Annotated in this window: 19 protein-coding genes; 9 read left to right on the forward strand and 10 right to left on the reverse strand. The window is 71.1% G+C overall.

Annotated features, from left to right (window positions below; genetic code table 11):
• Nucleotides 1-10 precede the first annotated feature (10 nt).
• Nucleotides 11-2308, forward strand: coding sequence for a catalase/peroxidase HPI (gene katG, locus FBY40_RS07465; protein ID WP_141937666.1), 2298 nt, complete (start codon nucleotides 11-13; stop codon nucleotides 2306-2308).
• Nucleotides 2309-2416: 108 nt separating this feature from the next.
• On the opposite strand, the gene aqpZ is transcribed toward katG, so the two are convergent.
• From aqpZ to FBY40_RS07495, 6 genes are all read right to left on the reverse strand, one after another.
• Nucleotides 2417-3235, reverse strand: a complete 819-nt coding sequence (gene aqpZ / locus FBY40_RS07470; RefSeq protein ID WP_141937669.1) for an aquaporin Z — start codon at nucleotides 3233-3235, stop codon at nucleotides 2417-2419.
• Nucleotides 3236-3351: 116 nt separating this feature from the next.
• Nucleotides 3352-4653, reverse strand: coding sequence for a DUF58 domain-containing protein (locus FBY40_RS07475; protein WP_141937671.1), 1302 nt, complete (start codon nucleotides 4651-4653; stop codon nucleotides 3352-3354).
• 2 nt (nucleotides 4654-4655) lie between these two features.
• A complete protein-coding gene (locus FBY40_RS07480) occupies nucleotides 4656-5669 on the reverse strand; it encodes an AAA family ATPase (RefSeq protein WP_141937673.1) in 1014 nt (337 codons plus the stop codon).
• A complete protein-coding gene (locus tag FBY40_RS07485) occupies nucleotides 5666-6865 on the reverse strand; it encodes a DUF4350 domain-containing protein (RefSeq protein ID WP_141937675.1) in 1200 nt (399 codons plus the stop codon). The genes FBY40_RS07480 and FBY40_RS07485 overlap by 4 nt, the downstream gene beginning before the upstream one ends.
• On the reverse strand, nucleotides 6862-7533 hold the full coding sequence (locus FBY40_RS07490; protein ID WP_141937678.1) for a DUF4129 domain-containing protein: 672 nt from the start codon (nucleotides 7531-7533) through the stop codon (nucleotides 6862-6864). Before FBY40_RS07490 ends, FBY40_RS07485 begins: the two co-directional genes overlap by 4 nt.
• Nucleotides 7530-8840, reverse strand: coding sequence for a glycerophosphoryl diester phosphodiesterase membrane domain-containing protein (locus FBY40_RS07495; protein ID WP_141937681.1), 1311 nt, complete (start codon nucleotides 8838-8840; stop codon nucleotides 7530-7532). The genes FBY40_RS07490 and FBY40_RS07495 overlap by 4 nt, the downstream gene beginning before the upstream one ends.
• Nucleotides 8841-9043: 203 nt before the next feature.
• Here FBY40_RS07495 and mtrA point away from each other — a divergent pair, with 203 nt between their 5' ends.
• The 5 genes from mtrA (at nucleotide 9044) to hpf (ending at nucleotide 14761) form a co-directional block, all read left to right on the forward strand.
• Entirely contained in the window at nucleotides 9044-9724 is a 681-nt protein-coding gene (gene mtrA, locus FBY40_RS07500; protein ID WP_141937683.1) for an MtrAB system response regulator MtrA, read from the forward strand.
• A gap of 20 nt (nucleotides 9725-9744) precedes the next feature.
• Nucleotides 9745-11517 carry an MtrAB system histidine kinase MtrB gene (gene mtrB, locus FBY40_RS07505; protein WP_141937685.1) on the forward strand — a complete coding sequence of 591 codons (1773 nt, stop codon included), beginning with the start codon at nucleotides 9745-9747 and terminating at the stop codon, nucleotides 11515-11517.
• Nucleotides 11514-13214, forward strand: coding sequence for an LpqB family beta-propeller domain-containing protein (locus FBY40_RS07510; RefSeq protein WP_235014681.1), 1701 nt, complete (start codon nucleotides 11514-11516; stop codon nucleotides 13212-13214). The genes mtrB and FBY40_RS07510 overlap by 4 nt, the downstream gene beginning before the upstream one ends.
• An 88-nt stretch (nucleotides 13215-13302) precedes the next feature.
• Nucleotides 13303-13971: a ComF family protein gene (locus FBY40_RS07515; RefSeq protein ID WP_141937687.1), complete on the forward strand. Its 669-nt coding sequence runs from the start codon at nucleotides 13303-13305 to the stop codon at nucleotides 13969-13971.
• Between the two features lie 130 nt (nucleotides 13972-14101).
• Nucleotides 14102-14761, forward strand: coding sequence for a ribosome hibernation-promoting factor, HPF/YfiA family (gene hpf / locus FBY40_RS07520; protein ID WP_141937689.1), 660 nt, complete (start codon nucleotides 14102-14104; stop codon nucleotides 14759-14761).
• Nucleotides 14762-14839: 78 nt separating this feature from the next.
• Here the strand turns inward: hpf and FBY40_RS07525 are convergent, their stop codons facing one another.
• Nucleotides 14840-16189 carry a hypothetical protein gene (locus tag FBY40_RS07525; protein ID WP_141937691.1) on the reverse strand — a complete coding sequence of 450 codons (1350 nt, stop codon included), beginning with the start codon at nucleotides 16187-16189 and terminating at the stop codon, nucleotides 14840-14842.
• Between the two features lie 101 nt (nucleotides 16190-16290).
• Nucleotides 16291-16869, reverse strand: coding sequence for a PadR family transcriptional regulator (locus FBY40_RS07530; RefSeq protein ID WP_141937694.1), 579 nt, complete (start codon nucleotides 16867-16869; stop codon nucleotides 16291-16293).
• A gap of 140 nt (nucleotides 16870-17009) precedes the next feature.
• Here FBY40_RS07530 and secA point away from each other — a divergent pair, with 140 nt between their 5' ends.
• Nucleotides 17010-19829 (forward strand): preprotein translocase subunit SecA, encoded by a 2820-nt coding sequence (gene secA / locus FBY40_RS07535; RefSeq protein WP_141937696.1) that lies wholly within the window; start codon nucleotides 17010-17012, stop codon nucleotides 19827-19829.
• An 81-nt stretch (nucleotides 19830-19910) separates the two neighbouring features.
• Nucleotides 19911-21137, forward strand: coding sequence for a pyridoxal phosphate-dependent aminotransferase (locus FBY40_RS07540; RefSeq protein ID WP_141937698.1), 1227 nt, complete (start codon nucleotides 19911-19913; stop codon nucleotides 21135-21137).
• Nucleotides 21138-21153: 16 nt separating this feature from the next.
• Here FBY40_RS07540 and FBY40_RS07545 read toward each other — a convergent pair whose 3' ends face one another.
• A complete protein-coding gene (locus tag FBY40_RS07545) occupies nucleotides 21154-21594 on the reverse strand; it encodes an Rv3235 family protein (protein ID WP_124292759.1) in 441 nt (146 codons plus the stop codon).
• Nucleotides 21595-21723: 129 nt separating this feature from the next.
• Between FBY40_RS07545 and FBY40_RS07550 the strand changes: the two genes are divergently transcribed.
• Nucleotides 21724-22329, forward strand: coding sequence for a hypothetical protein (locus FBY40_RS07550; protein WP_141937700.1), 606 nt, complete (start codon nucleotides 21724-21726; stop codon nucleotides 22327-22329).
• Between the two features lie 15 nt (nucleotides 22330-22344).
• Here the strand turns inward: FBY40_RS07550 and FBY40_RS07555 are convergent, their stop codons facing one another.
• A complete protein-coding gene (locus FBY40_RS07555; RefSeq protein WP_200829948.1) occupies nucleotides 22345-22626 on the reverse strand; it encodes a helix-turn-helix domain-containing protein in 282 nt (93 codons plus the stop codon).
• Nucleotides 22627-22662 lie beyond the last annotated feature (36 nt).

Here is a 22662-nt window from a genome sequence, read left to right on the forward strand (position 1 = left end):
AAGGAAACACATGACGCATCACGACGACGTCACCACCGCCACCGACACCGCCACCGGCATCGGCGGCGAGACCGAGGTCGACCAGGCCGTCACGGTCACCGACGAGCCCGATCAGCAGGCCGGCGCATGCCCGGTGGTGCACACCGCGATGCCGCACCCCACCGCGGGCTCGGCGAACCGGGTGTGGTGGCCGAACCAGCTGAACGTGCGCATCCTGGCGAAGAACCCGACCGAGCGCGACCCGCTGGGTGCCGACTTCGACTACCGCGCCGCGTTCGAAGCCCTCGACCTGGCCGCCGTCAAGCGTGACATCGCCGAACTGCTCACCACCTCGCAGGACTGGTGGCCCGCCGACTTCGGCCACTACGGCCCGCTGATGATCCGCATGGCGTGGCACAGCGCCGGCACCTACCGCGTCACCGACGGCCGCGGCGGCGGCGGCGCCGGACAGCAGCGCTTCGCGCCCCTGAACAGCTGGCCCGACAACGTCAACCTCGACAAGGCGCGACGGCTTCTCTGGCCGGTGAAGAAGAAGTACGGCCAGAGCATCTCGTGGGCAGACCTCATGATCCTCGCCGGCAACGTCGCGCTCGAGGACATGGGCTTCCCGACCTTCGGGTTCGCCGGCGGCCGCGCCGATGTGTGGGAGCCCGACGACGACGTGTACTGGGGCGCCGAGACCGAGTGGATGGGCAGCGACAAGCGCTTCTCGGGCGAGGGACGCGAGCTCGACAAGCCGTTGGGCGCGACCCACATGGGGCTCATCTACGTCAACCCCGAAGGGCCCGAGGGAAACCCCGACCCGATCGCCGCTGCGCACGACATCCGTCAGACCTTCGCCCGCATGGCGATGAACGACGAGGAGACCGTCGCGCTCATCGCCGGCGGCCACACCTTCGGCAAGACCCACGGTGCTGCGCCGGACTCGGCGCTCTCCGACAACCCCGAAGCCGCTCCGCTGGAGGAGCAGGGACTCGGGTGGCGCAGCTCCCACGCCAGCGGCAAGGGTGATGACACCATCACCTCGGGTCTGGAGGTCACGTGGACCTACCACCCCACCCGCTGGGACAACGAGTTCTTCCACATCCTCTTCGCCTACGAGTGGGAGCTGATGAAGAGTCCGGCGGGCGCGCACCAGTGGCGTCCGAAGAACGGTGCCGGTGCCGACATGGTGCCGCTCGCCCACGACGGCTCGAAGCGGCGCGAACCGCGCATGCTCACCACCGACCTCGCGCTGCGCATGGACCCGGAGTACGAGAAGATCTCGCGCCGGTTCCTCGAGAGCCCCGAGGCCTTCGCCGACGCCTTCGCGCGCGCCTGGTTCAAGCTCACGCACCGCGACATGGGACCGCGTGACCGGTACCTGGGTGCCGAGGTGCCGGGCGAAGTGCTGCTGTGGCAGGACCCGGTTCCGGCGGTCGATCACGAGCTCATCGACGCTGCCGACGCGGCCGCCCTGAAGGCCGAGATCCTCGCCTCGGGCCTGACCGTCTCGCAGCTCGTCGGCACGACCTGGGCGGCGGCGTCGACCTTCCGCGGCAGCGACAAGCGCGGCGGTGTCAACGGCGCGCGCATCCGCCTGGCCCCGCAGAAGGACTGGGCGGTGAACAACCCCGCGCAGCTGGCGGAGGTGCTGCCCGTCCTCGAGGGCATCCAGCAGCGCTTCAACGGGGCGCGGACAGACGGCACGCGCGTCTCGCTCGCCGACCTGCTCGTCCTCGCCGGCAACGCCGGTGTGGAGAAGGCTGCGGCAGACGCCGGTGTCACCGTCGAGGTGCCCTTCCGGCCCGGGCGCACCGACGCCACTGAGGAGATGACCGATGCCGACTCGTTCGCGTGGCTCGAGCCCGTCGCCGACGGCTTCCGCAACTACTACGGGCCCGATGCGACGCTCCCGGCCGAGTACCACCTGCTCGACCGTGCCAATCTCCTCACGCTCACCGCACCCGAGATGACAGTGCTCGTCGGGGGCCTCCGGGTGCTCGGCGCGAACTGGGACGGCTCGGACCACGGCGTCTTCACCGACCGCCCCGGCGCCCTCACGAACGACTTCTTCGTGAACCTGCTCGACCTCGGGGTGACCTGGAAGCCGCTCGACCCGGGCTCGCACGCGTTCCAGGGCCGCCGTGACGGCAGCGGCGAGTCGGTCGGCATCGGCACCCGCGTCGACCTCGTGTTCGGCTCGAACTCCGAGCTGCGCGCGCTCGCCGAGGTGTACGCGAGCGACGACGCGACCGAGAAGTTCGTGCGCGACTTCGTCGCCGCCTGGACCAAGGTCACCGAGCTCGACCGGTTCGACCTCGTCTGACGGTCACGCCGGAGCATCCATCACGGGAAACGGGCCCGCTCTCCTCAGGGAGGGCGGGCCCGTCCTGGTCCAAGAGAGGTGTCGGAGAGCGGATGACGCGGGCCGGCGTCAGCGCGTCCGAGCCTCCTTTTGCGCCGGCGGCGCGGGCGTCTTCTCGAACAGCGCGCGGTGCAGGAATCCCGCGAGGAGACCTCCGACGATCGGGAACACGATGAAGACCCACAGCTGCAGGAACGGCTCGGCTCCGCCGTAGACGGCGGTCGCGATCGAGCGAGCGGGGTTGACGGAGGTGTTGTCGATCGGGATGGTCGCGAGGTGGATGAGGGTGAGGGTCAGCCCGATGGCGAGCCCGGCGAAGCCCGCGGTGCCGCGCTGCGGGTGGGTGACACCGAGGATCACGATGACGAAGATCGCGGTGAAGAGCACCTCGGCGATGATTGCGGCGCCGAGGCCGAAACCACCCGGAGAGAGCTCCCCGAAGCCGTTGCTGGCGAAACCGCCGTCCTGCGCCTGCGCGAGCCAGTCGCCGGGGCCGAACAGGCCGATGAGCACGATGAGCGTCGTGCCGACGAGTCCGCCGACGATCTGCGCGATGACGTAGGCGGGCACGTCGCGCCAGGCGAAGCGTCCGGCGGCGGCGAGTCCGAGCGTGACGGCGGGATTGAAGTGACCGCCCGAGATCGGACCGAAGGCGTAGATGCCGGCGATGAGGGTCAGACCGAATGCCAGAGAGACGCCGACGAATCCGATGCCGAGGGAGGTGCCGTTCTCACTCGCGCCGAAATCAGCGGAAAAAAGGGCCGCCGAGATGGCGCCGAAGACGAGGAGGAAGGTCCCGAGCGCTTCGGCCACCAGCTTGGTGCTCGTCGAGGGCACGGCATCGCGCGCTGCGGGGTCGTGTCCGGCCGTGGGTGGTGCGTCCGACATGTCGGATTCCTTTCGTCGCGCCGAGCGTAGCGTCGCGCGGGGGCGCCCCGTGTCCGCACACGCGGCTCACGCGTGGGCTCGCCTCCCCGTCAGAGGTGTGCCGCATGCGCGGCCGGTCACAGCCGCCCGGCCGCCTTCAGGGCGAGGTACCGGTCGGCGACGGCAGGCGGAAGATCGTCGGGCGAGGCGGCGATCGATTCGGCGCCGGCGCGACGGACCGCGGCGGCGACGCGTTCGGCGTCCCGCGCCGCTCGCGCGTACGCGGCCTGCCGGTAGAGCTCGTCGGCATCGGGCCGCGGATCGGCGGGCACGGGGTCGTCGGTGACCGAGGCCACGACGACGCGGGTGCGAGCGGTCACCGCCGGGAGCGACCCGAGGAACCCGCGAGCGGCCTCGGGGGCGTCCTGGGCGGTCAGCAGCACCACGAGCGAGGGGCGGGAGGTGAGGCGGCGCACCTGCGCGATCGCCGCGTCCCAGTCGGTGTCGATCAGCTGCGGGTCCACGGGAGCCATCGCGTCCACGAGGGCGGGAAGGAGCCCGGGGCCGTCGACCCCGGTCACCCGGGCACGCACGAGGCGATCGAACATCACGAGGTGCACGTGGTCGCCCGCCCGCGAGGCAAGGGCCGAGAGCAGGAGGGCCGCCTCCATCGCGGCATCCATCCGCACCCCGTCGCCGACCCGCGCGGCCGCGGTCCGGCCGGTGTCGATGATGATGACCACGTGCCGGTCGCGCTCGGGTCGCCAGGTGCGGAGCATCGTCGTTCCGGCGCGGGCGGTCGCCCGCCAGTCGATGGAGCGCACGTCGTCGCCGCGGACGTACTCGCGCAGGCTGTCGAACTCGGTGCCCTGCCCCCGGACCTGGACGCTGGTGTTGCCGTCGAGTTCGCGCAGCCGTGCCAGGCGCGAGGGGAGGTGACGCCGGGAAGTGAAGGGCGGAAGGACCCGCAGCGCCCCCGGCGCGTCGAGGCGCCGCTGCCGGCCGGCGAGCCCCAGCGGACCGGCGCTGCGCACCACGAGGAACTCCGTGCGCAGCTCGCCGCGCCGGCGGGGGAGGAGCGGCACCCGCACCAGGCGGGACTCGCCGGGCGGGATGTCGACGGCGGCGCGCTCGAGCGGCGCCCCGGCCGTGGGCTGCCAGGCATCGCGCACCCGCCCCCGCAGGGTCCGGACGCCCGTGTTGCGAACTGTCACGCCGGTCTCGACCTGCTGTCCGAGGAGGCTCCGCCGAGGAATCTCGCGGACGACGTCGAGTTGACGCGGATCGGGCGCCGCCGCGGCATCCGTCAGCGCCAGCGCGATCGAGAGCAGGGCCCACCCCGCCATCGCCAGCCACGCGTCGACACCGGCGATCGAGAGCAGCACGACCGGCACCACGCCGAGTCCGACGAAGAGGGGGAGCCGCCCGGTGACGTACACGCTCAGACCGGCACGCGCGTCTGCTGCACCACCGCGGTGAGCACGGCGTCGACCGACACGCCCTCGAGCTCGGCGTCCGGGCGCAGCCGGATCCGGTGCCGCCAGGTGGGCACGAGCAGCGTCTGCACGTGGTCGGGGGTGATCGCGGGGTAGCCGCCGAGCCAGGCCCAGGCCTTCGCCGCCGCGAGGAGCGCGGTGGTCGCCCGGGGGCTCACCCCCAGCTGCACCGACGGGCTCTGGCGGGTCGCCTGGGCGAGGTCGACGACGTACCCGAGCACATCGTCGGTGACCGTCACCCGAGCGGCGGCGTGCTGAGCTGCGACGATCTCCGCGGGGTCGATGACCCGCCGGAGGCCCGCGGCGCCGAGGTCGCGCGGGTCGAACCCCTCTGCATGGCGGCGGAGCACCGCAAGCTCCGCCTCGCGCGGCGGCAGGTCGACGATCAGCTTCAGCAGGAACCGGTCGAGCTGGGCCTCGGGGAGGGTGTAGGTGCCCTCCTGCTCGATCGGGTTCTGCGTCGCGGCGACGAGGAACGGCGACGGCAGGGGCCGGGTCACGCCGTCGGAGGAGACCTGGCGCTCCTCCATCGCCTCCAGCAGCGCCGCCTGGGTCTTGGGCGGGGTGCGGTTGATCTCGTCGGCGAGCACGATGTTGCTGAACACCGGGCCGGGGCGGAACTCGAACTCGCCGGTGCGCGCGTCGTAGACGAGCGACCCCGACACGTCGCCGGGCATCAGGTCGGGGGTGAACTGGATGCGCTTGGTGTCCAGGCCCAGGGCCGTGCTGAACGAGCGCACCAGGAGGGTCTTGGCGACCCCGGGCACGCCCTCCAGCAGCACGTGACCGCGGGCGAGGAGGGCGATGAGAAGGCCGGTGACCGTGCCGTCCTGGCCGATCACGGCCTTCCCGACCTCGCTGCGCACCCGGTGCATCGCGTCGCGGAGCGCGGCATCGTCGAGCGTGGGTGCGGCGGCGGGAGCGCCCCCGGGGGCGGGGGCGGACGGCTGATCGGTCATGGGCGGTTCCTTTCGGGACGGACGGCGTCGCGGAGGGCGGCTTCGAGTTCGCGCAGGCGCGCGGCGACGACGGCGAGCTGGGCGTCGTCGGTCGGGACATCGTCGAGGAGGATGCCGCGGACGACGCGCCGATCGGCGGAGAGCCGGTCGGCCGTGGCATCGGAGATCTCATCGGCCGCGGCGTTCGGGCCGAGGCCGACGAGCCGGGCCATGCGGCGCAGGGCCGCGATGCGCAGATCATCGGCGGCGTGCGCGGCATCGCGGGTCTGGGCGTACAGGCGCGCGCGGCCCTCGGCGGTCTCCGCCGCGCGGACCGTGACCGGGAGGCGCTCGCGCACGAGCGGTCCGAACCGGCGGCCGCGCCAGATCGCTGCGGCCGCGGCGGCGAGAAGCAGCAGGGCGATCGCGGGGCTCACCCAGCGGGGAGTGGACTCGCCGAGCGAGGGGTCGGTGTTATCCAGGTCGGTGTCGCCGAGCATGGGGTCGTACCAGACGACGAGCGGATGCCGCGCGAGCAGGTTGATGCCGAGGGCGGCGTTGCCGTCCTGCGCCAGCACCTCGTTGACGAGCACCGCGGCCCCGTCGAGGGCGGCGACGCGCCGACCGTCGAGCTCGGCGACGATCAGGCCCGCCGCGCCGTCACCGGTGAGGTAACAGGCTTCGGCGCCGTCTCCCGCCTCGAAGACCGCGCCCGGGGCGACCGGGCCCGACCGCTCGGCCCCAGCGACGCCGCACTGCGGATCGAGCAGTGTGTCGGCGCGTCCGCCGACGGTGGTTCCGGGGAGGAAGAGGCGCAGGGTCCGCGACCGCGGCTCGATGAGGACGATGTCGTCGGCCGGTGCGGCGAGGTCGGCGAGTCCGTCGTCCGACAGCGCCGGCGTGTCCGGGAGCACGAGGGTCACCCCGTCCGCGGCGCCGTCGAGCGCGCGGGTCGCGTCAGCTCGGGTGCGGGCGACCTCGACCGCGACCCCCTGGTCGCGAAGCACCTCGACCAGCGCCCGCGTTCCGGTGGGTCCGGCCGACTCGGCGTCCAGAGCGTCGCGCTGTGCCCATTCGCCGAGCCCCGAGAGCAGGGCTCCGACAGCGCCGACGACGAGCAGGGCGACGGCGAGCACGATCCAACCGCCGACCCGTCGTCGCCGCGGCGCGGCCGGTCCGGCGACGCCGGTGTCGGTGGGGGACGCAGCGGCGGTCATCCGCTCATCCCGACACGGGCGGAGGCGGCCGGGCGAGCGGCGATCAGCTGCTCGTCGAGGCGGCGGAGACCTTCGTAGTCGTCGCGAGAGCCCGGTCGACGCAGGTAACGGACGTCGTCGAATGCGGACGCGCCCGCCTCGAGATCCGCTGCGGCGGCCGGGAAGACACGTCCGGCCGACCGTGCGAACGCGTGCACCGTGGCGCCGGGCGGCGTGCTGACGACCCCGCGCTCGGCGAGGCCGCGCGCGAGCGCGCGGAAGCGCAGGATGAGGGCCTCGTCCCACTTCCCGGCGTCGGCTGCGGATGCCGCGGCGCGGCGCAGGTCGTCGGCGGTGCGTTCGTCGGATTCGCCGAAGAGGGTCGCGACCGGTGCCGCCGCACGACGACGCGCGCGGGGAAGACCCCACACCAGGACGGCGACGATGATCAGGGCCGCCACGGCGACCGCCGCGATGAGGGCGAAAGCCGACCCGAGGCCGCCGGAGACGTCGGTGGAGAACAGTCCGCCGAGGAACTCTCCGATGGCGCGGGCGATGCGGTCGAAGGCCGTCGGCTCCGCCTCGGCGTAGATCGGATTCGACAGCTCCTGCTCCGCCCACTCCCGCGCCTCGTCGCCGTCAGGGGTGACCGCTGTCGCGACGAGCGTCCGCGCGACGCCGGAGATCACGGTGCGTCGCGGTCGCCGGTGTCGCCGCCGAGCCTGTCACCGGGCGCTGCCCAGCTCGTCGGCGGCGCGGCGGGCGGCGTCGGGGGAACGGGGGGATGAGCCGGCGGCGGGGCGTATCCGGGCGGCGGGCCGTAGCCCTGGGGCGCGGGCGGGCCCTGAGGCGCGGGCGGCGTTCCGTAGCCCTGCGGGGCGGGATACCCCGGCGGCGGGCCGTAGCCCTGCGGAGCGGGGTATGCGGGGTAGGCCTGCGCGGACGGTCGCGGCGCGATCGAACGGCCGACGTGCAGGCGGTAGGGGTCGGGAAGGTCGGTCCGTCCGGCGTCGCGCTGCTCGACATAGCTCTGCAGGTCGAGGTCGAGGCCCTCTCGACGCATGCGGCAGTCGATGTAGACCAGCGCCGAAGCGGTGGACTGCACCACAACGGCCACCGCCTGGATGAGCAGGGTCACGACCTGGGTCAGGACCAGTCCGAAGATGAGGGCGACGATGGCACCCGGCTCGGGATCGCCGGTGGGGGAGATGATCGTGGTGACGCCGCTCGTGAGGAGGCTGAACGGCACGCTCACCAGCTGCGCGAGCACCGAGAAGGTCAGCGAGACGAGCACCAGCACGCCGAGCCCCACCCAGAACCGGCCTCGGATGAGGACCCACGACCGCACGATGGCGCCGCGGATCGTGGCGTGCTCGAGGATGATCGCCGCGGGCGCGAGCATCAGCTTCGTCGACAGCCAGAGCACCAGCGGGATCGCGGCGAGCACCGCCAGCACGCTCAGGACGATGGCGACGGGGAGCACCGCGAAGCCGATGGCGACGAGAACGAGCACGACGAGGGTCACCGCGACGATGCCGGCCGCCGCGAGCAGGAACGCGTACCCGATCAGTCGCCAGACCACGGGCTTGAGCTGGGCCCAGATCGCACCCAGGGTGGGTTTCTCGGCGACGGCTCCCCGAGCGACCTCCGTGACGACCACGCCCTGGACGATGACGCCGACGGCGCCGGCGAGCAGACCCAGCACGATCCCGGCGACCACGACCAGGGCGATCGACCCGGCGAGCACCGTGTCGAACTCCTCCGACCCCGGCCGCAGGGTGTCCAGGCGTGAGAACGCGCCGATGGCGATGGCGCCGATGGCGACGATCACCACGATGTAGGTCACGGCCTGGATGCCCAGGGCGAATCCGAGCAGCACCTTCGGGTTGTGCCTCAGCGCCGTGAACGACCTGCCGAGGATCGTGCCGAAGGTCAGCGGGTGCAGTGGGATGATGCCGGGCCGGGATGCCGGCGTCCACGCCGGATACGACGTCACGGGGCGGTCCTCCTCGCGTCTGCGGCCATGCGGTCGCGGTCGCGCCGCACCGGTTCCATCGTGTCATATCGGCGCGCAGCGGCCGCCGGACTCCCTGCTGATCCTCGGTGCGCCTCCAGGCGCCGTCGACTAGTGTGGCTCAGAGCGTTCGACACCCGTGGCGTCTCACCGAGCCCGACCGGACCCGAAGGACGAAAGACCCGATGACATCACGGATCCTGGTTGTCGACGACGACACCGCTCTGGCAGAGATGATCGGGATCGTGCTGCGCACGGAGGGTTTCGAGACCGCGTTCTGCGCCGACGGTGCTCGCGCGGTCGACGCGTGGCGCGAGGAGCGGCCCGACCTCGTGCTGCTGGACCTGATGCTTCCCGGCATGGACGGCATCGAGGTGTGCACCCGGATCCGGGCGGAATCCGGCATCCCGATCATCATGCTCACCGCGCGCACCGACACCGCCGACGTCGTGCGAGGACTCGAATCGGGAGCCGACGACTACATCGTCAAGCCGTTCAATCCCAAAGAGCTCGTCGCCCGCATCCGCACCCGGCTGCGCCCGGCGTCGCAGACGACCCCCGATGTGCTGCGCATCGGCGACCTCACCGTCGACGTCTCGGCGCACGAGGTGCGGCGCGGCGAGGAACCGATCGCGCTCACCCCCCTGGAGTTCGAGCTGCTCGTGGCCCTCGCCTCCAAGCCCCAGCAGGTGTTCTCGCGCGAGATGCTGCTCGAGCAGGTGTGGGGCTACCACTACAAGGCCGACACGCGTCTGGTCAACGTCCACGTGCAGCGCCTCCGCGCCAAGGTCGAGCGCGACCCCGACAACCCGCGGATCGTGACCACCGTCCGCGGCGTCGGCTATCGCGCAGGCGCCGTTGCGTGACGGTCTGACATGAGGGCCCCATGACGACCGGCTCGGGTCCCCGCACGGTGACGAGCTCGGCGCCCACGGTCGGGACGAGCACCGGGTCCACCGCGATCGGCCGCCGCATCGCGCAGTGGCGGGACTGGCGCTCGTGGCCCGACCGGCTCACGAACCTCTGGCGCCGCTCCCTGAGGTTCCGCACCGTCCTCATCACCCTCGCCCTCACGGCGCTGACGATCCTCATCGCCTGTGTGTGGATGGCCCTTGCGATCCAGCACGACCTCTTCACCGCCGGACGCGATCAGGCGATGAACGGGGCACTGCGGGCGACGCAGTCGGCGCAGGAAAGGCTGGATTCGGCCGAACCCGGGAATGATCCCGTGCAGCTGCAGCTGCTGATGACGACGCTCAGCACAGATCTCGCCCAGCAGTCCGGAAGCGACCGCATCGCGATCTTCCGCATCGATCGGGACTCCCGCATCGCGCCGCAGGACCTCGTCACTCCCGGCCTGCCGGAGGATGTGCTCAGTGAGGGGCTGCGCCAGAAGGTGCGCGCCGACGGTGACGTGCAGCAGTGGCTTCAGTCCGTCGCTCTCCAGGCCGAGAACGGAGGCACCGTTCCCGGCATCGTGGTGGGCCAGCAGCTGTCGTTCCCCGTCGTCGGCGCGTACGAGGTCTACATCGCCTACGACCTCGCCGGTGAGTCGCAGATCCTCGCGTTCATCCAGGGAACCCTCTGGGTGGTCGGGGTGGGCCTGGTCATCCTCATCGGGCTCATCGCGTGGTTCGTCCTCCGCTCGGTCACCACCCCCATCGGGGAGGCGGCCGAGACCAGCGCCAAGCTCGCCCGCGGAGAGCTCAACGTGCGCCTGCCCGTGCGGGGACAGGATGAGCTGGCGACCCTCGGCCAGTCCTTCAACGCGATGGCCGACAGCATCGAGTCGCAGATCAAGGAGCTCGCCGAGCTCTCCCTCGTCCAGCAGCGCTTCGTTTCCGACGTCTCGCACGAGCTGCGGACGCCGTTGACCACCATCCGGCTCGCCGCGGACATGATCAACGACCAGCGCGACTCGTTCGACCCCGCCACCGCGCGTGCCGCCGAGCTGCTGAACGCGCAGGTGCAGCGTTTCGAGACCCTCCTCACCGACCTGCTGGAGATCAGCCGCTATGACGCCGGGTCGATCCAGTTGGAGCTCGAGCCCACGAGTCTCGCGCACCTCGCGGGCGACGTCATCGAGTCGATGAGTCAGCTCGCCGAGCAGCACGGATCGGATGTGCGGCTGGTGGCGCCCGGGGGATACTCCCCGGTCGACATGGATCCCCGGCGGGTGCGGCGGATCGTCCGCAACCTTCTCGGCAACGCCATCGAGCACGGCGAGGGGCGTCCGATCGTCGTCACCGTCGACAGCGACCAGCAGGCCGTGGCGCTCGGGGTCCGCGACTTCGGTCTCGGGATGCGACCCGAGGAGGTCGAGCACGTGTTCGACCGGTTCTGGCGTGCCGACCCGTCCCGCAAGCGCACGATCGGCGGCACAGGTCTGGGCCTGTCGATCTCGCTCGGAGACGCACGCCTCCACGGCGGAGAGCTCGCGGTCTGGTCGGAGCTCGGCCGGGGATCGCACTTCGTCCTGACCCTGCCCCGCCTGGCGCACGGTCTCCAGGGCGCCTCGCCCATCGCCGTCGTCCCGGGGGAGGACAACACGGCGCCACTGGACGCGCTCGGGCTCACCCAGCCGATCCAGGTGCTGTCCGAGAGCGCCGCCGGCGCGGCATCCCCCGGTGATGGCCACCGGTCGCAGGGGGCATCGTGACATTCTCAGCGAGAGCCGTCCGCGCCCTGCGCGCCCTGGCCGTCATGGTCGTCACCGTCCTGGCGCTCACCGCCTGCGCGGGGCTTCCTCTCACCGGAACGGTGCAGGGCGGGCGTTCTGTGGGGGAGCAGCTTCCGGGGCCCGACTTCCTGCGTCTTCCCGACCGGCCGCAGCCGGGTGCGACACCGGAGGAGATCGTCGACGGATTCCTCCGCGCCGGGGCCGGTCCGGTCAGCGACTGGGCCCGGGCGCGTGAGTTCCTCGCCCCCTCGCTTCAGGACACGTGGGATCCGACGGCCGGGGTCATCATCGAACCCACCGGAACGACCCGCACCCCCGTGGCGATCGGTGAGAACGCCGTCGAGGTGGCGGTCGCTCCGACCGCGACCGTGGACGCGACCGGGGTCTACGAGCCGGCGACCGGCGGCACCCTGCCGCTGCGGTTCGAACTGCTCCAGCAGGAGGACGGCGAGTGGCGGATCAGCCAGGCTCCCGACGGCATCGTGCTGGACCGCGATTCGTTCGTCACGGCATTCGACCGGTACACGCTCGCGTTCTTCGACCCGACGTGGGAGTACCTCGTCCCCGACGAGCGGTGGTTCCCGACGACGAACGCCCCCACGCGCATCGCCGCGGCCCTCGTGGAGGGTTCGCCGGTGGAGTGGCTGGCAGGTTCGGTGGTCTCGGCCTTCCCCGACAGCGTGGCGCTCAGTCCCACCGCGGTCCCGGTCTCGCTGGGCGAGGCGCAGGTGAGTCTGAACGAGGCGGCGCTGACGGTCGAGCAGCTCACCCTCGACCGGATGCAGACCCAGCTCGATGAGAGCCTGGCCTCGGCCGGGGTGACCCGGGTGCAGATGCGGGTGGGGTCCTCCGACGTCGATGCGGGAACGGTCGCGGTCCGCTCCACCCGCGTAGCGGCCCAGCCGCTCGTGGTCACCGCCGACGGATTCGGATTCCTCACGGGCGACGAGCTCGACCCGGTGCCGGGGCTCTCCGACGCCCTGGAGCAGGCCGCTCCGGTGGACGCGCTGCAGCTGTCGCCCGACCGGGTCTTCGCGGCCGCGCGCTTCGCCGAGGACGGGTCGACGGGTCGCGTCGACGCCGACGGAGATGTGCAGGTCTTCGATCAGCGTCCCGGCCTGGTCGCCCCGACGATCGACCCGTTCGGCTACGTCTGGACCGTGCCCGAGGCGACTCCGTCGGCGATGCGGGCGTGGGTGCCGAGCGGGCCCATCGAGATCGCGAACGCCTGGCCGGGCGCCGCCACGATCTCGGCGATGGCCCTGTCACGAGACGGGACGCGCCTGGCCGCAGCCGTGACCGTCGGCGGGCGCACGACGCTGAGCATCGCCGGCGTGATCAGGGACGGCGACGGCGTGCCCAGCGGCCTCGGCGACCCGGTCGTGCTCGGCGATCTCGAAGGCCCCGTGACATCGGTGGCGTGGCTCGACGAGTCCGCGGTGGCCGCCCTCGTCGACGCCGGCACCGAGGCGCGCCTGCGGGAGCAGGTCGTGGGCGGCGAGGGTACGGAGTCCGCAGCGCCCGTCGGGGCCGATACCCTCGCGGGTGGCAACTCCGCGTCGACGCTGCGGGTCCACACCGATGAGGGCGGGCTGTTCATCCGCCGCGGCGCGAACTGGACGCAGACGGCGGAAGGCATCGCGGTCCTCGCGACCCAGCAGGGGTCGCCGCGCTGACTCCTCCCCAGGCACGCGCGAAGCGACGTTGTCCACCGATCGCCCGCGGTCGGTCAGGGTCGGCGCGCGGACGCGCGAAGCTGGCGGCATGCCGCTGCTGTCCACCGTGTCCGCGTCGCTCGCGGACGTGCTCGCCCTCCTCCTCCCGGTCGAGTGCGCCGGGTGCGACGCCGAGGATCAGGTGCTCTGCGGGGAGTGCCGCGGTGCGCTCGCCCCGCGGCCGATGAGTCGCCTGCTGGACGACGAGATCTGGGCCTACAGTGCCCTGGCCTTCGAGGGGGTTCCCGCCCGCGTCATCCGCCGCCTCAAGGAGGACGGCCGCACCGGGCTCGCCAGACCGCTCGGAAGGGCGCTGCGCGCCGCGGTGCTCGCCGCGGGTGCGGCCGGGGACGCCGTTGTCGTTCCCGTGCCGTCGTCGCGCGCGGCGCTGCGTCGCCGCGGTTTCGCGGTGGCGCCGCTCCTGGTCCGTCGCGCCGGCTTCCGGCCCGTCGCGCTGCTCGCGCCCGCGCGCGTGACCGCCGATCAGCGGGGGCTCGACCGCGACGCCCGGGCGCGCAACGTGGCGGGGAGCCTGCGCGTGCGCCCGCGGCCCGCAGAGCTCGTCCGCGACCGCCCGATCGTCATCGTCGATGACGTCCTCACCACCGGAGCGACCCTGCTCGAGGCTGCTCGGACGCTCCGATCGGCGGGCCTCGTCGTGGTCGCCGCCGCCACGGTCGCGGCGACCCCCCGGCGCTCATCCGCAACTCACAGGTGATCGGGTGGTCGTCGTGCGTGACACGTGTGTGCCCCGGCACTACGTTGGGGGACACACGCACACTGCCGTGTATACAGAGGCGACTGGTGGTCCGCCCTTGTCCGGGCGGACCGGATCAAGGAGGTCTGACATGGAGAGCAGCATCGTCGGCGTAGGAGTCGGTATCACCGATCGGTTCCGCTCGGTCGTCGAGGAGAAGGCGCCCCGGATCGAACACCTCGCGCCGCGAGCCCAGCGTCTGGACGTCAAGGTCACTCATCGCACGTACCGCAACGGCCACGTGGAGGACCACACGGTGGAACTCACCGTCACGGGGAAAGGCCCGATCGTGCGGGCGGAGGCGACCGACGCCGACAAGTTCACCGCCCTCGACCTCGCGGTCGACAAGCTCTGCGAGCAGCTGCGCCGCGCGAAGGACAAGCGGGTCGATGCGCGCAATCACCCGCGCGGCCCGAAGTTCGAGAAGGGCACCGGATCACTCGAGGGAATCGACGTCGAACCCGCATCCGTCGACGTGCTCCGCGCCGTCGCCACCGGCGAGGTGCCGATCGTCAACGGCGAGGCGGAGGAGGAGGACTACACCCCCGTCGTCATCCGCACGAAGGAGTTCGGGGCGGAGTGGATGACGGTCGAAGATGCCGTGGACCGGATGGAACTCGTCGGACACGACTTCTTCCTCTTCATCGACGTCCGCACCGACCGTCCGAGCGTCGTCTACCGCCGCAAGGGCTGGGACTACGGCGTGATCTCGCTGTCCACACAGGCGCAGCCGGCGGAGCTGGTCTCCTGACCCCCTGACGAAAGAACGGATGCCCCGGGCGAAGATCAGCCCGGGGCATCCGCTTGTCCGGCGTCCTTCAGGACGCCATCAGTCCATGAAACCGTCGAGCAGGCTGCCGATCACAAGGCCTCCGAGGATGCCGCCCATCAGGCCGCTCCCGCCGCTGTTGCCGCGTCCGCCTCCCCACCCTCCGCCCCACTGGTCCGGGCCGTTCTGAGGGCGGGACGAGTCGATGTCGCGCTGCGCGAGCTGCAGGGCTTCGCTGGCGAGGTGCGCGACGCGTCGAGACATCGTCATGGCCTGCTCTCGGTGATCCTCGTCGATGTCGATCGCCGCCGATGCGGAGGTTCCGAGGTAGCGGTCGAGGTCGACGCGGATCCGCTCGGCCTCGGCGATCCGGGTGCGGGCGTCCGCGCCGATCCATCCGCGGTGGCCGGCGATGACGTCTCGAGCCACGGCGAGCTGCCGGTCGGCGTCGTCGATCGAGTGCCGCACGTGAGCGATGTCGGGGATCGGCCGCGCCGCACGTTCGCGCGCTTTGGCGACGGCATCGTCGAGGGCGATGTTCGCCGCGCGCAGGCGCGTCAGCTGCGCGAACGGGTCGGTGTTCACGCCGGCGGCGGGAAGGGCGGCCAACGCCGCCTGGAGCTCGCCCATCGCCTGGGCCACACCCGCGGTCTGCGGTGCGGTGCGGGCGGCGATGAGGTCGCCGCGCGAGTCCTCCACGACGGCGGCGAGGGTCGATTCCGCGCGGAGCGCCTCGACTTCGAACGTCTCGACGGCGTCGATGAGCGTCTCTGCGCGGCGCACCGCCTCGGTGCAGGCCTCGAGGGCCAGGTTGGCCTGCTCGCGCTGCCCGGCCTCGCGACGACGCTCGGCGATGCCGGCGCTGTGCTCGGCGAATCCGAGGAGCTGCTCGGCCTCCGCCGGATTGGCTTCGATCTGGTGGAGGGCTTCGGCGGAGTAACGGGCCCCGAGTCGGGTCACGGTCTCCCGGGCCTGGGGGAGGCGTCCGCGCAGTCGTTCGGCGTCGCGGCGGACGCCGGCGATGATCTCGGGCGCTCGGCGGGCGCGGGCGATCGGCTCGGCGAGGGCCTCGGTGCGGTCATCCAGCAGCTCCTCGGCCCACTCGCACAGCTGCACGATCCGGGCGTTGCGGGTGCGCAGCTCCTCGGGGGTGTCGGGGATCTCGTCGTGGTTGAGCTGGTGGAGGTGGAACGCCTCGCTCATGTGCGTGCGCACCGACTCCAGCGCTTCGCGCAGATCGGCGGTGGGACCGGCGCCGAGCTCGGCCTCGGCGAAGGCGAGTTCGTCGGTGGTGACACGGATGCGCTCATCGGTGGCGACGAGGGAGGACTGCGCCCGACGGGCGAGGTCGGCGTCCTGCGCCGCGAGTTCTTCGCGTTCCTTCTTGCGACTGCCCCAGAATCCGGCCATGAACCGATCCTACGGTTCCCGTTCGGGCAGGCCGCTGGAGAACGGCTGGAGAACAGCGCGGTGACGGGGAGGCTTCGCCCACGGCGTAACCGATCCCGGGGTCACGGTCGCGGAGGGCGCCCTCGACGAGGCCTCTGGGTCTCCAGGGCCACCGCGAGCGAATGATCGGGATGCCGCGCCAGCACCGCCGCCGCATGATCGAGCCAGCGCATCTCGGCCTCCAGCGCGTCACGTCGGGCGGCGAGGACCAGACTGCGGCCGAGGGTGCCAGCCCGCTCGGCGGCGCTCAGCTCCTCGTGCACCCGCGTCAGCTCCGCGGCCGAGGACCGACGCTGCGTCGTCAGCACACCGTCGACATCGACGCCCGGGAGGCTCGCGGCCAGCGCGACTTTCGCCGCGACATCCTCTCTTCCGGCGCGCGTGCGCGCGGCGGCGGCGCCGAACCACTCTGCCACGGCATCGGATCCCGCCGGGGTGATGCTCCAGTAGATGTGGCCCTGGGCGTCGGGTTCTCCCCGCATCACGAGTCCGTCGCGCTCGAGCCGCTCGAGGGTCCGGTAGATCTGGCCGACGTTCAGCGGCTGATCCGCGCCGGTGCGCCGTTCGTGTTCGGCGCGCAGCTGGTAGCCGTAGCAGGGGCCCTGGTCGAGGATCGCAAGCAGACTCTGCGGTGCCGACATCCGTCTCTCGCTTTCGCTGCAGGTGCGGCTCGAGTATATGCATACCCGGCAACATCTCCGCCGCTGCGGCTTTCGCCCAGCCCACGCCAAGGTCACGGGTGGATAACATGGGGAGGTTCGCCCGACAGTATGGAGATTTCGTGGCCAATCCTCTCGAGAAACTGCTCCGCGCCGGCGAGGGCCGGATCCTGCGGCAGCTGCAGCGGATCGTGAAGGCGGTGAACGCCCTCGAAGAGGACTACGCGCAGCTCACCGACGAGGAGCTGCGCGGCGAGACCGCCGAACTGCGCGCCCGTCACGAGGCCGGCGAGACGCTGGACCAGCTGCTGCCCGAGGCCTTCGCCGCCGTGCGCGAAGCGGCCAAGCGCACGCTCGGTCAGCGCCACTACGACGTGCAGATCATGGGCGGCGCCGCCCTGCACCTCGGCAACATCGCCGAGATGAAGACCGGTGAGGGCAAGACGCTCGTGGCGACACTGCCCGCGTACCTCAATGCGATCGCCGGCAAGGGCGTCCACGTCATCACCGTCAACGACTTCCTCGCCAGCTACCAGTCCGAGCTCATGGGCCGCATCTTCCGTGCCCTGGGAATGACGACCGGCACGATCGTCTCGGGCCAGAACCCGCAGGTGCGCCGCGAGCAGTACAACGCCGACATCACCTACGGCACGAACAACGAGTTCGGCTTCGACTACCTGCGCGACAACATGGCGTGGCGCAAGGAAGACCTCGTCCAGCGCGGCCACTTCTTCGCCATCGTCGACGAGGTCGACTCGATCCTCATCGACGAGGCGCGCACCCCGCTCATCATCTCGGGGCCGTCCTCGGGCGAGGCGAATCGCTGGTTCACCGAGTTCGCCAAGATCGCACGGACGCTCGAGCCCGGCGTCGACTACGAGATCGACGAGAAGAAGCGCACCGTCGGTGTGCTCGAGCCCGGCATCGAGAAGGTCGAGGACTACCTCGGCATCGACAACCTCTACGAATCGGCGAACACTCCGCTGATCTCGTTCCTGAACAACTCCATCAAGGCGCTGGCGCTGTTCAAGCGCGACTCGGATTACGTCGTCATGAACGACGAGGTCATGATCGTCGACGAGCACACCGGACGCATCCTCGTGGGGCGCCGCTACAACGAGGGCATCCACCAGGCGATCGAGGCCAAGGAAGGCGTGCCGGTCAAAGCGGAGAACCAGACCCTCGCCACGGTGACGCTGCAGAACTACTTCCGCCTCTACGACAAGCTCTCGGGCATGACCGGCACCGCCGAGACCGAGGCCGCGGAGTTCATGTCGACCTACAAGCTCGGCGTCGTCCCCATCCCCACGAACAAGCCGATGGTCCGCAAGGACCAGTCCGACCTCGTCTACAAGAACGAGGAGGCGAAGTTCGCGCAGGTCGTCGAGGACATCGTCGAGCGTCACGCCAAGGGCCAGCCGGTGCTGGTCGGAACCGTCAGCGTCGAGAAGAGCGAATACCTCTCCCGACTTCTGGCCAAGAAGGGCGTCAAGCACGAAGTGCTCAACGCCAAGAACCACGCCCGTGAGGCCGAGATCGTCGCCCGCGCCGGGCGCCTGGGCGCCGTCACCGTCGCGACGAACATGGCCGGCCGCGGTACCGACATCATGCTCGGCGGGAACGCGGAGTTCCTCGCCGTTCAGGAGATGAAGGCCAAGGGCCTGGACTCGCTCGAGACCCCCGATGAGTACGAGGCGGAGTGGGACGGCGTCTACGAGGCCGTGCGCGACCGCGTCTCCGAAGAGGCGGCGAAGGTCGTCGAGACCGGTGGCCTCTACGTGCTCGGCACCGAGCGTCACGAGTCCCGCCGCATCGACAACCAGCTGCGAGGTCGGTCGGGCCGCCAGGGCGACCCCGGCGAGAGCCGCTTCTACCTCTCGCTCACCGACGACCTCATGCGACTCTTCCAGTCGGGGGCGGCCGAGGCGATCATGGCACGGACCAACTTCCCCGATGACGTCGCGATCGAGTCGGGCATGGTCTCCCGTGCGATCAAGAGCGCGCAGTCGCAGGTCGAGGCGCGAAACGCCGAGATCCGCAAGAACGTGCTCAAGTACGACGACGTGCTGAACCGGCAGCGCGAGGCGATCTACGCCGACCGCCGTCACATCCTGCAGGGCGACGACATCGCCGACCGGGTGCAGCACTTCATCGAGGACGCGATCAACGCCGTCATCGACGACCACACGTCGTCGGGTCACACCGAGAGCTGGGACTTCGACGCCCTGTGGACCGAGCTGAAAACCCTCTACCCCGTGAGCGTCACGATCGACGAGGTCGTCGCCGAGGCCGGCAACAAGGGCCGCATCACGCCTGAGGTGCTCAAGCGCGAGCTGCTCTCCGACGCCAAGATCGCCTACGACAACCGCGAGGAGTCGCTCGGATCCCCGGCGATGCGTGAGCTCGAGCGCCGCGTCGTGCTGCAGGTGCTCGACCGCCGGTGGCGCGACCACCTCTACGAGATGGACTACCTCAAGGACGGCATCGGCCTGCGCGCGATGGCCCAGCGCGACCCGCTGATCGAGTATCAGCGCGAGGGTTACCAGATGTTCCAGGCGATGATGGGCCAGATCAAGGAGGAGTCGGTCGGCTACCTCTACAACCTGGACGTCGAGGTGCGGCGTGCCGGCGAGGGCGACCAGCCCGCCGAGGTCGAGGCCAAGGGCCTGGGCGCGGTGCCCGTCGAGGGTGAGCGGCTGCAGTACTCCGCGGCCAATGACGCCGGTGAGGTCGAGGTGCGGAACGACCGCGGTCAGGTCCAGCAGGCTGCGACCAACCGCATCCGCCAGGCTGCGGCAGCGGCGACCGCCGTGGCCGAGCCGCCTCAGGCCGAAGCGCCCCGCGGCGCCTTCGGGCAGCGGACCGGGGCCGAGGGCGGCGGCGGACAGAGCGCCGCCCCGCAGAATCGTGCGGAGCGTCGCGCGGCGGGCAAGAAGCGCTGAGGTCCGAGCCGGTCCACGGGCAGGCGATTGGACGGCTGCGGCCGTCGGTGACGGCTGATCCGCCGCCGCTATCCTGAACCGATGACGCTCCTTCGCCCGCTCGACCAATCGCGCAAGCTCCGCGACGTTCTCTACGAGATCCGCGGTCAGGCACTGGTGGAGGCTCAGCGGCTGGAGGCCGAGGGTCACAATATCCTGAAGCTGAACACCGGCAACCCCGCGGCGTTCGGGTTCGAGGCGCCCTATCAGATCGTCCGCGACATGATCGATGCGGTGCCGCACGCCCATGGGTACAGCGACAGCCGCGGCATCATGTCCGCGCGGCTCGCGGTGGTGTACCGGTACGAGCAGACGCCCGGGTTCCCGCAGGTCGACCCCGACGACGTCTACCTCGGCAACGGTGTGTCCGAGCTCATCACGATGACCATGCAGTCGCTCCTCGACGAGGGCGACGAGGTGCTCATCCCCGCGCCCGACTATCCGCTGTGGACCGCGATGACGAGCCTCGGCGGTGGAACGCCGGTGCACTATCGCTGCGACGAGTCAGCGGGGTGGCAACCCGACCTCGAAGACATCCGCTCGAAGATCACCGAGCGCACGAAGGCGATCGTCGTGATCAACCCCAACAACCCCACCGGGGCGGTGTACACCCGCGAGGTGCTCGAGGGGATCGCCGACATCGCCCGGGAGCACTCGCTGCTCCTCCTTTCCGACGAGATCTACGACCGCATCGTCTTCGACGACGCCGAGCACATCCCCATGGCGGTCGTCGCCCCCGATCTGCTGTGCCTCACCTTCAATGGGCTGAGCAAGACCTACCGGGTCGCGGGTTACCGATCAGGGTGGCTCGTGATCACCGGGCCGAAGGATCACGCCGCGGGTTTCCTCGAGGGCATCACCCTGCTCGCCTCGACCAGGCTCTGCCCCAACGTCCCCGCGCAGCACGCCGTGCAGGCTGCGCTCTCGGGCATCCAGTCGATCGACGCGCTCATCGCGCCGACCGGTCGGCTGCATGAACAGCGGGACGCGGCCTGGGAGGGGCTGGAGGCCATTCCCGGTGTGACCTGCGTTCGGCCGGCCGGTGCGCTCTACGCCTTCCCGCGCTTCGATCCCGAGGTGTACGAGATCCGCGACGACGCCAAGCTCGTCTACGACTTCCTCGTCGCCGAGCACGTGCTCCTCGTGCAGGGCACGGGCTTCAACTGGCCGACGCCCGACCACGTGCGCATCGTCACGCTGCCCGAGGCGCGGGTGCTCAGCGAGGCGATCGAGCGGCTCGGCAACTTCCTCGCGTCGTACCGCCAGTAGGCGCGAAGCCTGCGGGTCAGAGCAGGGCGAGCGAGGTCGTGCGCCAGCGACCGTCCATGCCCTCCAGGCGCACCGCCACGGCCCGGGTGCGGGCCGGGCCCGCGACCACCACGACGCCTTCGATGATCCCGTCGGCGGGGGAGGAGTGCCGGATGCTGAGGATCTGGTGCACCGGCCGCTTGGCCGGCACCCCGCGAGCGCTCCGGGCGCGGGCGGCGAGGTTGGCCCGCGTGAGGAGCTTGCGGTACGCGTCCTCCGTCAGCCAGCGGGCGAGCTGCTCCACCTCGCGCACCCCGGCGAACACCTCGAGGACGCCGCGGGTGAGGTTCTCGATGAAGACCTGCGGATCGGGGAGCGCCTCGGTCGAGGTGCGCTGTGGTGCGAAGTACTCCGAAAGCTCTCGCGCACCCGTGGGTGGTTTGGGCGCACGGGCCGGTGCCGGCGGCGTCGGTGCCATCTCTCGCCAATCTCGTCAGGACATCGGTTGCCGAAAAGTAGAACACACGGGCAACTCCCAGAAAGAGCCGGGAAAGCCCCTGGGGATAAGTTCTCATCGACTCCTCACGTTCTGCTCTACTCTCTCGGGGTGCGATGGGACCGCTTCTTCGACGACCTCGAAGACCAGCTCGCCTCCGAATGGGAGGCCGAGCGCGCGGCCCTCGACACCGAGGCCGAGCGGCTGCGGCTGTCCCGCCTCGAGATGCGTCAGCGTCTCACCGCGCTTCAGGCATCGGCGTCGGAGGTTGCTGCCTCGTGGGAGCTGAGCGACGGGTCCACCCTGAGCGCGGACCTCGTCGGCGTCGGCGCCGACTGGGTGGCGTTGAGCGAGACAGGTCGGCGGGCGGGGATCATCCTCGTGCCGCTCGTGGCGATCGTCGGGATCCGGATGAGTCAGCCCGACCTTCTCCGCACTGCTCGCGCCGAACCCGTCGCCTCCTCGAGCCTGGCCGGTCGGATGACGTTCGGCTTCGTCATCCGTGACCTCGTGCGACGCCGCGCAGCGGTGGCGCTGCAGCTGTCATCCGGACGAGGCATGACGGGGACGATCGACCGGGCCGGAGCCGACCACTTCGACATTGCCCTCCACGACCCCGGTTCGCCTCGGCGGTCCACGGAGGTCACGGGGTACCGGATCGTGCCCTTCTCCGCGCTGGCATGGCTCCGAGCCGAGGAGGGGGTCAGCGTCCTCTGACGCCTCCGGGCGCCCTCAGTCGGGGTTGCGGACGAAGCCGGTGCCCCACAGCTCCGGGAAGCTGGCTTCCTGGGACTGATGCCAGAGGGCGATCCGCCGAGCCTCTTCGGCCTGATCGTCGAGGTAGTCGGTGACGCTCTTCTCCTCCACGCGCCAGCGGGCGGGGGATCCGACCCGCGCACCGCGGAGTCGGCGCTCATGTACGAGCGCGATCACCTCATCCACCGAGACGCCCAGCACTTCGGCGACCTGGGCGGGCGCCAGCATGCGCACGTCGGCGGACGGGGATTCGGGCATGGCCCCCATTATCGTCGCGGGCCTGCGCGGGCCGAG

It is taken from the genome of Microbacterium sp. SLBN-154 (assembly GCF_006715565.1).
GTDB lineage: Bacteria > Actinomycetota > Actinomycetes > Actinomycetales > Microbacteriaceae > Microbacterium.

Excerpts from the sequence above, each read along its gene's own strand:
- katG (WP_141937666.1), top strand. The coding sequence starts at position 11 with ATGACGCATCACGACGACGTCACCACCGCCACCGACACCGCCACCGGC.
- aqpZ (WP_141937669.1), bottom strand. The coding sequence starts at position 3,235 with ATGTCGGACGCACCACCCACGGCCGGACACGACCCCGCAGCGCGCGAT.
- FBY40_RS07480 (WP_141937673.1), bottom strand. The coding sequence starts at position 5,669 with ATGACCGATCAGCCGTCCGCCCCCGCCCCCGGGGGCGCTCCCGCCGCC.
- FBY40_RS07485 (WP_141937675.1), bottom strand. The coding sequence starts at position 6,865 with ATGACCGCCGCTGCGTCCCCCACCGACACCGGCGTCGCCGGACCGGCC.
- mtrA (WP_141937683.1), top strand. The coding sequence starts at position 9,044 with ATGACATCACGGATCCTGGTTGTCGACGACGACACCGCTCTGGCAGAG.
- mtrB (WP_141937685.1), top strand. The coding sequence starts at position 9,745 with ATGACGACCGGCTCGGGTCCCCGCACGGTGACGAGCTCGGCGCCCACG.
- FBY40_RS07515 (WP_141937687.1), top strand. The coding sequence starts at position 13,303 with ATGCCGCTGCTGTCCACCGTGTCCGCGTCGCTCGCGGACGTGCTCGCC.
- hpf (WP_141937689.1), top strand. The coding sequence starts at position 14,102 with ATGGAGAGCAGCATCGTCGGCGTAGGAGTCGGTATCACCGATCGGTTC.
- FBY40_RS07525 (WP_141937691.1), bottom strand. The coding sequence starts at position 16,189 with ATGGCCGGATTCTGGGGCAGTCGCAAGAAGGAACGCGAAGAACTCGCG.
- FBY40_RS07530 (WP_141937694.1), bottom strand. The coding sequence starts at position 16,869 with ATGTCGGCACCGCAGAGTCTGCTTGCGATCCTCGACCAGGGCCCCTGC.
- FBY40_RS07540 (WP_141937698.1), top strand. The coding sequence starts at position 19,911 with ATGACGCTCCTTCGCCCGCTCGACCAATCGCGCAAGCTCCGCGACGTT.
- FBY40_RS07545 (WP_124292759.1), bottom strand. The coding sequence starts at position 21,594 with ATGGCACCGACGCCGCCGGCACCGGCCCGTGCGCCCAAACCACCCACG.
- FBY40_RS07555 (WP_200829948.1), bottom strand. The coding sequence starts at position 22,626 with ATGCCCGAATCCCCGTCCGCCGACGTGCGCATGCTGGCGCCCGCCCAG.